We start from the raw sequence: 13,404 nt of genomic DNA on the forward strand, positions 1-13,404 counted from the left end.
AGTGGGGCTGGGAAGTGAGGCTGGTCATTCGCGCCGCTTGAACAGCATCTTGATCCTTGTATCGGGATTGAGCTTCTTCATCGCATGGTAAATGCGGCTGCCGAATACCCGGTTGACGGTGCTGTCCAGCATTACCATCAACTTCTTTTGGTCCTTGCCGCCGAGCTGCAGCTCGACCGGGTGATCGACGTCCTGTTTCTTGAGCGCCGCCAGCAAGGGCTTGCCCTCGTCTCCCAACGCCTCGTACTGCTTCTCAAGTTCCCTCCGGTACGCGCGAGTCTGCGAGGGATCCCGGTTCGGAACCGTCTTGACGAGGTCGCCCTTCTCGCTTGCCTTGCTGAGCGCGTCGATCTTCGCTTCGAGGTCCTTGGGAGGGTCGGGGCAGAACCACGTCGCGGTGAGAATCGCCGACATCTTGCTGGTCTCGTTTGTCTCGATGTCCAGCTCGAACGCGACCTTCTTGTTCGACTTCCCCATGATTTCGGGGTTGATGACACCGTGCACGTACCAGACGCCGTCCTTCGCGACCGGGGTCAGGGACGTCATGCGGTAGCGCAACTGGATGGCAATCAGCACGGGGCGGATCACCTTCGCTCCGATGTCGCTCCCCGAAAGCGCGTTGACGGCCTTCGTCGCGACCTCGACGCCCTTCGTGACATCGCGCTGCTTCTCCTCCGGTGTACGCCGGTCCGCCTTGCCGACGAGTTTGCCCAGGGCCTTCTTCCCACCGGCCAGCAGCTTCTTGCCGTACGCGGCGGCAGTGGCGATCATCTTGGAGATGAAGGCCCGGACGGGCGCGCCGACCTTCTCCAGCACGCTCTTGATCTTCGCCGGGATCGCGCCGAGCTTGAGCACCCGGGCGAGCAGGTCGATCGCGAGCGGCAGGGTCCGGGCGAGGGAGTCCTCGATCTTCGTGGCGACCTTCTGGGACACGCCGTTGCAGACCTCTTCGAGTGTGTCGAGGATGCCGTTGACGAATTCGGCGAGCGCGCGCGCCTTTTCCACCAGGAAGGTGACGAAGTCGTAGACGGCCATCACGGCCTTGACCAGCGCGCCGGCCGGAGTGATCAGGGACAGCAGCCAGGTGATGCCCGCCTTGAGGACGGTCTCGACGACAAAACCCTTGATCATCTCGAAGGCCTGCTGCTTGAGGTCCCCGATCTTCTCCTTGATCTCCTCCCACAGGCCCCCGATGCCCTTGTCCCTGATCACTCCGATGATCTTGATGGCGCCGATCACGGCGTTCAGTACCGGCTCGGGCATGTGCTTGAGCAGCTCGGCGCGGATGAAAGCCCAGCTGATCCCGAAGAGTGACAGCACCATTTTGACGATTCCGCGCAGATCCCACTGCTCCGGCAGTTCCACCCCGGCCGCGGCCAGATTGCCGAACAGCCATTCCTGCAACGCCGCCTTGAGGTGTTTGACGATGTTCGACAGGAACTGCATCAGCCCGGCCTTGACCGAGGCACCCAGATTGCTGAGGAATCGGATCGGGTCCTTGATGATCCGCTCGGCCACACCGGCCGCCCGCTTCACCACACCGACCAGCAGGTTCTTCAGGTCGATCAGGATCTTGATCGCGCCGACCACGGCGTCGCGGGCGCGCTCCCACAGGCCCTTGTTGGACTCCTTCACCTCGGCCAACGCCGCGTTGGTCGCCTCCTGCGCCTGCGCGTAGGACTCGGCGAGCTGGTCGACGATCGCGTCGGCCTTCTCGTCGATGGATGCTTCCAACTCATCGAACTTCGCGGCGAATCCGGCGGCCGTCTGCTCCCCGAACCCGCGCATCGCGGGCTCGAGGCCCGCGACGAAATCGGCCATCTTGCGCCGGCCGTCCGCGGCCTTCTGCCGCGCGTCGTTGACGCGCTTCTCCACGACGGTGGCGACCTCGTCGACCACGCCTCGGATCTCGGCGGTGTAGGCGGCCGAGTGTTTCGCATAGTCGGGCTCGCCGGAGAAGAAGTCCCACCAACTCTTCTCGCAGGCGGCGAGGAAACGCTTCCGCGCCTGCCCGGCCCTGTCGTCGAAGAGCGTGCGGACCGTGTCGTCCAGACCGGCCAGCGCGGCCTCGACATTGCGTTTGGTCTCCTCGTAGATCTCCGTCAGCTGCTTCGTGACCTCGGCGCGGCGTACCTCTGTACGTGCCTGGGCGGCCTGTTTGCCGCCCGCCACGGACTTGCCCGTAGCGGCCCGCACACCGGCCATGGCGGCCATCGCCGTCTTGCCCGCGCCGGCCGCCCGCTGCTCGGCTGCCGCCCGCTGCTCGGCCTCCTTGGCCCGGAAGGAGCCCGGGGCCGCGGCGGAGTCCTTCTCCGCGGCCTTCTTGGACTGCAGGGCGGCCGTGAACGCGGGTTCGTTGGCGCGACGCAGGGTCTCGTCGCTGAGCCCTGCCTTGTCCATTTCGGCGGTCGTCCCGCGCGCATGGGCGGAGAGGTCCACCGCGGCGCCAGGTACCGGCGCCGGTACGGCGTCCGCCGCGCGGGGCGGGGCCGGGACGGCCGGCGGACGGTCGGGCGACAGGGGCACGGCGGGACGCTCGGGTACGCGCGCCGGGTCCGGCGGGGCCGCCGCGGTCGCCCGCACCTCACCCGACGAGGAATCTGCGGCGGCGTGCACCTCGCCGGAGAGCTGAGGGGTGAGGGTGTCCGGGCGGGCCGGGTCCGCGAGTGCCTTTGCCTCGTCCGCGGTGGCCGGCTGCTGCTCCTTGATGCGTTTCTCGAACTTCGCGATGAACTCGGCGCGGCCGAAGGGCTTCGCCTGTGCCGAGGCGATCGCCGCCGCCTGGTCCTGCCCGGCGAAAGCGGCGCGCTCACCGGCCGGCGCCACCGCCGCGCGCTGGGCCGCCCCAGCCTCCGCGGCGGGCGCGGGGTGCCGGGTCAGCAGGCGCTTGCCCGCGGTGACCTGGGTGGCGATCCGGCGCAGTCCCGGCGCGACGGCCTTCTTGCCGGCGGCGGCGCGCCCTGGGGTCTTGCCCTGGTCGTGGCCGGTCGGCGCCTGCCCGCCCCGGGCGGCGAGCGCGGCGGTGGCGGCGTTGCCGACGGCGGGCCGTGCCCGGCCGGGGCGTTTGGTGGGTGCGGCGGTGGTGGTCCCGCGCTCCTTCGCCGGAGCGGCCGGCGCCGGGGCCGGTCGTTTTCGTACCGCCTTGAGTTTGCCGGGCGAGGGCAGCGCGGGCCTGGCGCCCGCCTGTGTCACGGCGGGCGGTGGCGTCGAGGGGGTCCGCGCGGGCGCGCTCATGGCAGCACGCAGGAGGCCGTTGCCGCCACCGGTGCTGAGTTCCGTACGGGCACCGGGCCGAGCGCCAGCTCCAGTTCGCCGGACCGCGGCAGCCGCGCCTCCTGGCGGAACTGGCGCGCGATCGCCTCGGCGAGATGCTCCCGGCCGATGACCGCGCTTCCGCTCTCCGCCGCAAGTAGCGCGGCGCCGCGCGCTGCGGCCATGATGCCCGCACCCGTGAGATCGAGCCGTGCTAGTCCCTCCAGACTCAACTGCGGTTCCAGCGGGGCACTGTGGGGGAACGCCATCCGCCACAGCCGGTACCGCTCCCGGTCGCCGGGCCGGGTGAAGTGCACCACGAACTGGAAGCGGCGGGTGAATGCCTCGTCCAGATTGCCCTGGAGGTTCGTGGTGAGGACAACCAACGCGGGGCTGCGCTCCAGGCGTTGCAGCAGATAGCCGACCTCGAGATTGGCGTATCGGTCGGTGCCGCGGCTCACTGTGCCGCGCTTGCCGAAGACGGCGTCGGCCTCGTCGAAGAGCAGCAGCGCGCCCGCGGCCTCCGCGTGACTGAAGGCCTCATCGAGATTCTTCTCGGTCTCGCCGACCCACTTGGAGACGGTCTGCGCAAGATTGACCCTGATCAGGTCGACTCCGAGCGTGGCGGCGACCACCTCGGCTGCGAGGCTCTTGCCGGTGCCGGGCTCGCCGGTGAACAGGGCCTTGAGGCCGGGGCCGCCGTGCTGCCCGCCGAAGCCCCACTCCTGGGAGACCTTGGGCCAGGCCCGGAACGCGGCGGCGAGCTCGCCGATCTGCTGCGCCTGTTCGGCGGGGAGCACGAGGTCCGAAAGGTCGCGGGTGGGCGTACGGACATCGGCGAGGCGGCCAGGAGTTGCTGCCAGGACGCGGGGCACGGCCGTATTCAGCGACACGCCGCCGGACTCGGCGAGCCGCACGGCGGAGCGCAGTTGGGCGGGCGACAGCTGGAAGCGGGCGGCCAGGTCGTCAAGCGCGCGGGGATCGGGGTCCGCCTCGGCGGTGGCGGTGCTCCACAGGGTGCGGCGTTCCCGGTAGCCGGGTTCGTCCGTGGATTCTTCCGCGTAGCGGCCCGAGGAGAGCAGATCGAGGGGGCGCCACGGGGTCTGCCCGGTGAGGACGACCGGGACGCCGCTCCGAGTCAGCACCTCGGCGGCCGAGGCCGTGGCCCATCGTGCGTCGGGGTCGTGGAAGCGGTCGATGGGCAGCCACAGTGCGGTACCGAGCGCGGCCGCCGCGGCCAGCGACCGGCCTGCGGCGGCCCTCACCTCGTCAGGGGTCCGGCACATCTCCAGGTCAGGAGCGCCGCGCAGCGCGAGCCCCGCCTGCTCCGCCACGGCGTGTGCCGCGTCGAGTTGGCTGCCGTCCGGCAGCCCCCAGAGGGCGGCGGTTCCGGCCGGGTGCGCCCGCAGATGGGCGGCCAGCCGTGCGGTGCGGCCGCGCGTCGGCCCGTCCAGCAGCGCAGGGCACGGTGCGGGCACCTGGCCGGGGTCGTACGCGAGGAGTGCGGGGTCCCCGAGGCCGTGCAGGAGGAAGGCGGGCAGTTCGGCGCGGATGTGCAGCGGGCGCAGCAGATCGGCGCCGGACGGTTCCGGTCCGCCGTACGTGTCCGGGTCGCCGTCCTGGAACAGCAGACCGAAGCGGCGCAGCCGCCCGTACGGTCCCAGCGCCGGCAGCCGGTCGTACCGCTCGGCGGGGGAGGGCGCCAGGACTGTGAGGATCAACTCGGCGGTGGGACGGCGCTGGTCGAGGTCGTCGAGGAGATAGCCGAACAGCAGGGCGTGCTCGGGGGCCAGCGCCGGTGCCAGGCACAAAAGCAGCGCGTCGCACTCGAAAGGGTCAAGGTCTGCGGCGGACGCCAGCGCATCGAGCGGCAGCGAGCCGCCCTCTGCGGCTGCCTGGCGGCGGAGTTCGCGCTCCGCGAGGGTCTGTGCGGCGGGCGGCTCGGCGCTTCGGGGCGCCGGGTGCACGACGGCGGGGTCGGTGAGGTCGAGGAGCATTCCGGCCTGCTGGTCGGTGACGCAGTAAGGGGACAGTTCGGCCCCGGCGAGCAGCGCCGAGCGCTTCGCGCGGCGGGCCGCGGCGGCCCGCAGCGCGCGGTGGATCGCGCTGTAGCGAAGGGTCAAGTGGGCCGCGGCGGCGCCTGATCGGATCGGCATCTCACCCTCCTGTGAACACGACGGTGCGGCCGCCGAACCACGGCACGTCCGGTACGTCTGCGAGCAGTCGGTGGCGGTAGAGGTCGGAGTGGCGGGCACCCATCGGCAGGCGCACCTCGACGGTGCTGTCGTGGAACGCCACGCGGGCCCCCAGATCGGCGAAGCGGTCGAGGGCGCACATCGGGTCGGTGGGCTCCCGCTCCGACCAGAGCTTCCAGGCGAGATCGGCCAGTGCGACCGCAGCGGCCAGCGTCACCGTACGTTCGATCGCGGAGGCCTGGCCCGTTCGGACAGCGGGGCGCAGCTCGACCAGCGCCTCGGTGAACCGGGCGGCGCGGGACGCTTCGTACGTCAGCCGCCGTGCGGCTCCGACCAGCGAGTCGTCCGCCGCGGAGCGGGAGGGGAGCCGCGCCCCGGTGTTGGTCCAGCAGCGGCGCGGAGCGGGCACCCGGCTCAACTGCTCGCCGCGGGTGGGCGGCAGATCGGTCACGAAGCCGATGCCCAGGGCGTCCAGAGCGAGCGTCAGCCCGGCAGCCGCGGGGACATCGGGCTGGGCGGGCAGCAGGACGAGGGGTGTCCCGGCCAGTTCCCACGGCCGGAGCAGTTCCGCCGGCCGCGTCGCGTCCCACACCGGGTACAGGCCGTCGACGTCCAGCAGGAGTAGCCGGCCCGGGGCCACGGCGCGCAGAAGCAGGGGGCTTGTGGCGGTGTGTCCTTGGGCGGCCTGGAGTCCGAGCCGGGAGTCGAGCAGGGCCAGGAGCGGGCCCAGATGGCGTTCGAGATCCAGCGCGGAGATGTCGGGCGCGCCCTGGCCCGTCGGCGTCGTGCCCGAGAAGACGGCGACCGCGTGCCTGTCCTGCGGTGATCGCAGCCAGCCGTGGGCGGGCGGCGGTAGCACCTTGTGCGCGAGGCAGGCGGCGAAGGCCGCACCGTCGGGGGCCTGTGCGCCACCACCGCTCAGGACGGCGGCCACCGCTTGAAGATAGCTGCGGTCGTGCAGTGGGGGCAGCAGCAGGAAGGGAAGTACGCGGTCGATATCGGTCACCGTCCCGGACGCGGGACCTGCGTGGTGCTGTTCTGACCGGCCGGTGGCCGGGGGGACTTGCGAGGGGGGTGCGGGCTGCGCGGTGTCGGGAGCGGGCTCGGGTCCGGTGGCAGTGAGCGTGGTGTCCGTCGCATTGAGCGCTTTGCCCGTCCGGACGGGGGGCTCCGACCGCAGGGCCGCCACGAGGGCGGCGGCGAGGGCGTCGGGGTCGGGGGCTTCGCCGGGGACGGCTCCGGCCCTACCGGGGAACGGAGTTGCCGGGTCGGCCGCAGAGCCGGGGTCGGACGCCGTGCGGCTGCCCGCCGCGTCGAGGGCCTGCAACAGGAGCAGCAGCGCATCGTGCGGAAGCCCGGCCAGTACGGTGTCGAACGCCCCGCAGGCGGAGGCTTCGTTGAGGAGGCCCACCAGCACCAGGTCACGGTCGAAGGCGGGCGCGGGCGGCACCGGTTGGCTCGGCCCCTGCAAGGTTTCGGCACGGGCGTCGGCGCCGGATCCGACATCGGATCCGGCATCACGGGAAAGTGCCCTCATGCCCGGAGCCGATGGGCCCGCGTGGCCGCGGTGGGGGAGCACTGTCGCGTCAGTACCGGATCCGGGCGCGATTGTCCGGTCGGCCATGTGGGCGGCACCCGCCAGCTCGTCGAGAGTGGCAAAGGACCTTATGTGCACGGGGACGGTCACCTCCATGTCCTGCGGGATGAGGCCTGAGTGCGGGGCTTGTCCCGAGATGGGCGGGGGAATCAGGCCGGTGCGGGTCAGTGCCCCGGCAAGGTGCATCTCCACCACGCGGGGGAGAATCGCGACCGCGCCGCGGGCCAGTTCGGAAGGATCGGGTCCCCAGCTCCAGCCGTCGGTCCTCACCACGCGCACCCGGCATTCGAGCACGGTGCAGCCGCCGAGGGCGGCGATGAGACCGCCGTCGGTCGTCGAATCCATGTGAACCGTCACCATGCCTGTCACACCTGCGTCCTGGCCTCGTCCCTGCGCGGATCCCCGTCAGTCGATCTCGCCCGGGGCGTACACGGCCACCGGCCGCCCCCGGACGAAGACCAGGGCTTCGTCGCTCTCCGCGACATTGCCATTGCCCAGCAGGGCTGCTCCGTTCGGGCCGAGGGCGTCGCGGATCTGGAGGCTGACGGCGCTGCCGGTGCCCCACTGGGCGGTCGGATGGACCAGCGCGAGGACGGGGGCCGCGCCGTCGGTGGTGGAGGACGCGACGTTGAGCGATCCTTCGGTGAGGCCGACGGAGGGGGCGGGGCAGGAGACCGGCTTGAGCTGTGGCGTTGCCGGGGCGGCGGCCTGCTCGCCGCCGGTGTCCACGTACCAGCGCCAGGGCGCGGCAAGGATGTCCCGGGGCGCGCCGAGTTGCTCGGTCGTGAGGAGTTCGGCCGGGACCAGGACGAGCCCCGAGGCGCCCGGGACGGCCAGCGGGAATGCGCTCTGCGTCAGCAGCCGTACGGCGGGCGGGGGACCGGTGGTGGCGCGGGTGAGTGCGGCGAGAACATGGCCGGTGTGTTCCAGGCGGACGACCGTGACGGTCAACTCCGGTGCCTGCGGCACCGATTGATCTCGCGTGGTGATCGTCATGGTTGCTCTCCCTCGTTGCTGCCGTGCGGATGGATCAGGTGGTCGGTCGGGCCGTGGCCAGTACGAAGTAGTCGGCGGCGCCCGGCAGCACGGACGGAGGGTCGAGTGCCTGGTCGGGGCCGAACCCGCCGTACCAGGCGATCAGGCAGCTCAGCCGGCGCTGGGAGTCCACCTCGCAGCGCAGCACCACGGGCAGTGCGCCGAAGCCGGATCCGTCGACACCACCCTCGGACGGGCCGTCGTACGTCTGGAGCCGCGGCGTCACCTGGAGGTGCAGAACGACCTCGCCCGACTCCACCTGATCCGCCGTCACCGGCGGGGGCAGCGGCAGGATGACGCCGTGTGTCGCGGTGCCGGACTGGACGAGGACGCTGCCGGTGACGAGCGGGCTGTCGACGGCGCCGGTGACGGTCAGCCCGCCGGTGATCTTCACATCGCCGTGGATCTGGGTGCTGCCGTCGCCGAGCACGCGCAGCGCCGGGGCGAGTGCGCCGGCCGCGCTGAACCGGCCGATGTCCAGGCTGCCGTGCTCACCGCCGATCCGGACGCCCACCTTTCCGGCCACCGGGCGCGGCTCTGCCGCCAGCTCCAGTGTGCCGCCGCGCGCGGACACCCGGTCGGCGAGGACGCCCGCGTACCGGCGGCCGACCCCGTTGGCCCGGGGCAGCACCGCGGTGAAGCCGCCGTCCTCGCCGCCGCCCCAGGTCACGAAGGAGAGCAGCACCCGGCCCCGGTCACCGGCGCCGAGCCAGTCGGGTCCCGCGTCGGGCGCGGGCGGCTGCTGGTCGCCGAGGTCGAGTTCGTCGCCGGGGGCGCCGACCACGAGGACGAAGCCCTCCGAGGTGTGCGCGGCGCCGTTCGCGGAGCAGCCGCCCATGGGCACGGTCGAGCCGGCGGGCGAGGGCTGGTCGCTCCACATGAGCATGAGCGGGCGGGCGGCCGTGTTGTCGGGATCGGCGATCACGAACCCCTGGTCGGGGGTGGAGAGTTCCACCGGCGCAGGCACCACGATCTCTCGCCCCGATGGGTCGACGAGGGTGCCGCCGCCGACGATGACTGTCTTGTAGAGGTCCGAGCCGGCCCGCGAGCGGACCGTCACCTCCAGGCCCGAGGCGATCCCCCAGGTGTGCAGGTGCCGGTGGTGGCGCGCGGCGGCGTCACGGTCGTAGCGCACCACGGCCGACAGGTCGTCGGCGGCCAGGATCTGGCCCTCGTGGAATTCTGGCCGCAGGGGTGCCGGCATGGTCTGCGCTCCTTCTAGGTCCTGTCCGGTCGATCAGGCCGGATCAGTGAGTGGGGGTTCCCCCACCGAATGCAGGGGGAGAGCCGACGCGGAGCGTCGGCGACTGACGACAACGCAGCGAGCGTGCGTGCCAGGGCACGCGAGCCCGGCAAGATCGGCCGGACAGGACCTAGGTCTCGGTCGGCTGCGGCAGGCAGCGGGGGAGGTCGAGGAGGTCCAGCAGGAACCCCAGCAACTCCGCCGTGCTGACGTCGTGTTCGAAGAGCCGGGCCAGCTCGATGCGCCACTGTTGTTCCACCGGATCGGGCAACTGCGCGCCACGCCGTCCGGCCGGCACGGCCCGTACGACATCGCAGCCGTCCAAGGTCACCTCGGCGACCAGCACCTCCGGGGCGCAGCCGCTGGGGCAGGGGACGACGAGGAGCGAGCGGACGGCGGCGCGCAGATACGCCTCGAAGGCGAGCCAAGCACCCACCTTGCGGCGCAGGTTGTGCTGAACGTCGTTGCCGGACGGTTTGGGCGGTACGTCGCACAGCAGCGCCAGGGGAGTGCGGTCGCACAGGTCGCCGTTGACGTCGAGGCGGGCGGTGAGCCAGTCCGTGAGTTCGTCCGCCGAGGGTCGGCTCTCGCTCCGGCAGGACTCCAAGAACTCCCCGTCGTCACCGAACCGGCGCAGCAGCAGTGCGCAGAGCCGGTCGGAGGGCGGCTCGGGGACGCAGCCCACGGAGAAGCGGTGGCCCTCCCGTACCCGAGTGGGTACGCAGCCGACCGGCGTGCAGCCGTCGCCGGGATCGTAGGGGGCGACGGGCTCGGCGAACTCCTCCTCGTAGCGCAGGAAGAGGCCGTAGGTGCGCTCCGGCCCGGGCGGGCAGGGGTCGGGGCAGCCGCCGCCACTGGCGCGGAACTCCCGTGCCAGGGCGACGACATCCACGTCCTCGACACAGATGACAGGGATGTCGTTGCCCAGGCCGTCCACCGCATGGCCCTCGCCGATGCGCACGACACCGCGGACGCAGGAGTCGCAGCTGACGGCGAGCCCGCACAGGACCGCGCCCTGTCCTTCGGGCGATACGTAACGCAGCCGGTTGTGGACGCGGATGCGCCCCGTGGTCCAGGCGGCGAGCTGTCCGAGGTCGTCCTCGGTGAGCAGCTGGCCCGCGGAGAAGACCGGGCGGACCGGTCCGCCCGCACGGAATCCGGCAGTTGAGGCGATGGACGCGGTGCTGCCGCCGCCGTTTCCGCCGCAACCGCAGCCGCAGTCACGGGGGCCGGCGGTGTGGGTGCCGGAGGTGGTCATGGCCGCCCCTCAATGGTCTCGCTGTCGTTGGTCCGGCTCTCGTCGGCCCGGCTGTCGTCGGCCGCGGTGACGGCCCGGTCGGCGGGTTCCGCCTCAGCCTCCGCCTTGGCGTCGGCGTCGGCGTCGCCGTCGCCGTCGTGGTCCGGCCGACGGTTGTCGATGAAGATCCAGCTCTCGAAGACACCGGCCGCGCCTGCGGGCGTCCCGGAGGTGCGGGGTCCGCAGCCGTCGGGCGGCAGGAGCCCCGGCCGATGGGCGGCCGGGCCCCCGGGCTGCGGTACGAGCCCGCCGGTGTGGGTGCCGTCCACCGGGTCGCCGCAGATGTCGAGGACGAACGGGGTGCGCAGCACCAGGTGGATCCGGTCGCCGTCGTTGAGGTACTCGATGTCCGTCTGCCGGATCGTGATCCGGTCCGTGGTCTGGTCGTCCGGCCCGGCCGCGTCGATCCGGGTCTCCAGGCGCATCACGGTGCCGTGGACGCCCCGCCCGCCGGTGACCTGGAACAGGTCCGCGATACCCGGGTCCTGGAGGGACGCGGCGCGCACCGGCCGCGAGAAGCGGATCCGCAGGCCGCGTTCGCCCAGCAGTACGCGGGCCTGCTGGGTGGTCAGCCGGCCGCCGTGCGGCCAGGAGATGCTGGTGATCACGGTCGCGGGACGCCGGGAGAGGGGCCGGCGGAACTCGGGATGGATCTGCTCGGGATCCAGCGCTCGGTCGGGACGTACGTGGTGCACGCGGGCGAGCAGCAGCCCGGGTCCGAAGATCTTGCCGTCACCACATCCGTGCGCCTCCGGCGCGCCGCCTGCGGGCGGCTCGCAGGGGCACGGAGGGTCACAGGAGTCCGGTTCGGGCCGCCGGGTCGTCGCCCGCAGGGCGAAGCCTTCGCGGATGTGGGCGTAGGCGGTGCGCGGGAGGCCGTCGCAGGCCTCGGTGTAGACGGCGCGGACGCTGTCGACCGGCTCCTCGCAATGATGGATCGTCAGATGCACGGTGACGCCGTCGCGGCCGGAGCGGATCTCCTCCAGGGCGCGGCACCGTTCGTCCTCGTCGAGCAGCTGCCACAGATCGTGCCTCGGCAGGATGCCGCACGGCACGATCACCTCGTCGCCGTGCCGGTCGACGGCCAGGCCGTCGGTCACCTCGAACCAGGGGGCCGCGCGCTCCGGATCGGGGCACTCGCCGACCGGTGGCGGCACCGGGCGCGTCCACAGCCCGTAGGCCACTCCGTAGCCATGCAGGGCGAGGTTGTGCAGGCGCAGCCGGGCGAGGAACTGCCCCTGTTCCTGGCGGAGATCCTGTGCGGACAGCAACTGGCCGTGGAAGTACGTCAGCCGCCGCCGGCCGGTCCGCGGGGCGCTGTCACGCCCGGTCGGGGGAGCCGTCATGGGGTCCTGCCTTTCTTCTCGTCGGGGTGTGCGCCGGTGCCGCCGTCCTCGAGGGCGACCGTGCGGATGCCCGCACCTGACGTTCCGTCCATGCGGATGCCGCGTCGCCCCGAACGGTCCGCCCCGAGCACGGTGTCCGCGCCGAGGACGGCCACACCGGCCGGGGACGGGGCGGGGCTGACGAGGAGGGTGTCCACGCCGACCGCGCTGCGCTCGCCGACGGTGAAGCCGAGCCCGCCGATGGAAACGGTCGCCGTGGTGTGGGCGGGGGAGAGCCGTTCGATCAGATCGGCAGCGGTCCTGGCCATGCCGTCGGTCGACGCGGGACGCCGGGTGCCGGGCGGCGGGCCCGGGGGGATCAGCACGCGGAAACGGAACGCGGTGCCGGTCAGCGGGTCGTCGTCCGGGTTGCCGAGCGAACGCAACGGCGCTCCGCCCCGGCGGGCGCCGGCTCCTGCCAGCCGCGAACCGAGGACCGCGGGGCCGCCGAGCCGCACCCGCGCCGCCGACCGCCCGAACAGCCGCACCTCACCCAGGCGCGTGTCCCGGCCCACCGCACCCCACGGCGCAACGGCCGGTTCCAGGATCGCCGGGCGTACCCCCAGCACGATGTGCAGCGCAAGGGCGAGCCCGCAGGGTGTGCCGCGCCGCCTGCGCAACTCGGGTGCCGCGGCGATGAGTCGGCGCAGTACGGGCGGCGGGAGCTGCGCGGTCCCCGGGTCCGGCGCGCCGGGGGTCGTGCTGCTTGCGGGGCCGCCGCCGGAACTCGCGCCCGGCGCCGGGTCGGGGTCGGGCCCCAGATCGAGGCCGAGCAGACCCGCGATCCACGGCAGCACACCGTCCGGCACGCCGGCCGGGTCGAGCAGTGCGGGGGCCCGTTCCGTGGCCCGGTCGAGGGTCTGGACCACCGAGTCGAACAGGGCGAGGAACCGCTCGGTGAAGTCGTCGGCGGTCGGGTCCTCGCGGTAGACGGCCGGGAGGAGATCGGCAGAGGTGGCCCGGGGAAGGTCCAGACGCACCTGCCGCACGGCGGGACCGGGCGTGGAGGCATCGGTACGGCCGAGCAGCAGCCGCAGGACGAGGTACTGGCCCGGCGGCTGGTCCACCAGGAAGTCGTAGGCCGGTCCTGCGGCCGTCTGCCAGTCGTCGGGCCCCGGCACGCCGTCGGGATCGTCGCCGGTGGTGGCCAGTTGGACGACCAGCGCGCTGCCCGACGGCACATCGGCGTCGACACGGATCCGGTGCCAGCGGCACCGGGAGATGCCGCTGTCGAGCGGGACGGTGACCAGTGCCGCCTCTCTCACGCCGGGCGGCAGGACCAGTGCGTCGCGGTCCTGGACGGGTTCGGGGAGTGGATCTGCCGCTCCGGCGGCCGGGCGCCAGCCCGAGGCGGAGTCCAGCAGCAGGTGCGCGGGTGCGTCGGTGCGCATGTCCATGTC

General features: G+C 72.5%; 8 protein-coding genes. All 8 read right to left on the minus strand.

Features of this window, described 5'->3' with window-relative positions; all coding sequences use genetic code 11:
* Positions 1 to 24: 24 nt before the first annotated feature.
* The 8 genes from OG729_RS34900 to OG729_RS34935 all read right to left on the minus strand — a co-directional run bounded on the left by OG729_RS34900 (position 25) and on the right by OG729_RS34935 (position 13,401).
* Positions 25 to 3,234: a hypothetical protein gene (locus OG729_RS34900; RefSeq protein WP_405809932.1), complete on the minus strand. Its 3,210-nt coding sequence runs from the start codon at positions 3,232 to 3,234 to the stop codon at positions 25 to 27.
* On the minus strand, positions 3,231 to 5,408 hold the full coding sequence (locus OG729_RS34905; RefSeq protein ID WP_405809934.1) for an ATP-binding protein: 2,178 nt from the start codon (positions 5,406 to 5,408) through the stop codon (positions 3,231 to 3,233). Before OG729_RS34905 ends, OG729_RS34900 begins: the two co-directional genes overlap by 4 nt.
* Before the next feature lies 1 nt (position 5,409).
* Positions 5,410 to 7,404, minus strand: a complete 1,995-nt coding sequence (locus OG729_RS34910) for a hypothetical protein (RefSeq protein WP_405809935.1) — start codon at positions 7,402 to 7,404, stop codon at positions 5,410 to 5,412.
* 45 nt (positions 7,405 to 7,449) lie between these two features.
* Positions 7,450 to 8,040, minus strand: a complete 591-nt coding sequence (locus OG729_RS34915) for a hypothetical protein (RefSeq protein ID WP_405809937.1) — start codon at positions 8,038 to 8,040, stop codon at positions 7,450 to 7,452.
* Positions 8,041 to 8,074: 34 nt separating this feature from the next.
* Complete coding sequence (locus OG729_RS34920; protein WP_405809938.1) at positions 8,075 to 9,283, minus strand: hypothetical protein; 1,209 nt, start codon at positions 9,281 to 9,283, stop codon at positions 8,075 to 8,077.
* 169 nt (positions 9,284 to 9,452) lie between these two features.
* The gene (locus OG729_RS34925) at positions 9,453 to 10,580 is read right to left on the minus strand and encodes a hypothetical protein (protein WP_405809940.1); all 1,128 of its coding nucleotides are present in this window, start codon (positions 10,578 to 10,580) and stop codon (positions 9,453 to 9,455) included.
* Positions 10,577 to 11,965, minus strand: a complete 1,389-nt coding sequence (locus OG729_RS34930) for a hypothetical protein (protein ID WP_405809941.1) — start codon at positions 11,963 to 11,965, stop codon at positions 10,577 to 10,579. The genes OG729_RS34925 and OG729_RS34930 overlap by 4 nt, the downstream gene beginning before the upstream one ends.
* Positions 11,962 to 13,401 carry a hypothetical protein gene (locus tag OG729_RS34935; RefSeq protein WP_405809943.1) on the minus strand — a complete coding sequence of 480 codons (1,440 nt, stop codon included), beginning with the start codon at positions 13,399 to 13,401 and terminating at the stop codon, positions 11,962 to 11,964. Before OG729_RS34935 ends, OG729_RS34930 begins: the two co-directional genes overlap by 4 nt.
* Between the last annotated feature and the right edge of the window lie 3 nt (positions 13,402 to 13,404).

Source organism: Streptomyces sp. NBC_00210 (genome assembly GCF_045160975.1).
GTDB lineage: Bacteria > Actinomycetota > Actinomycetes > Streptomycetales > Streptomycetaceae > Streptomyces.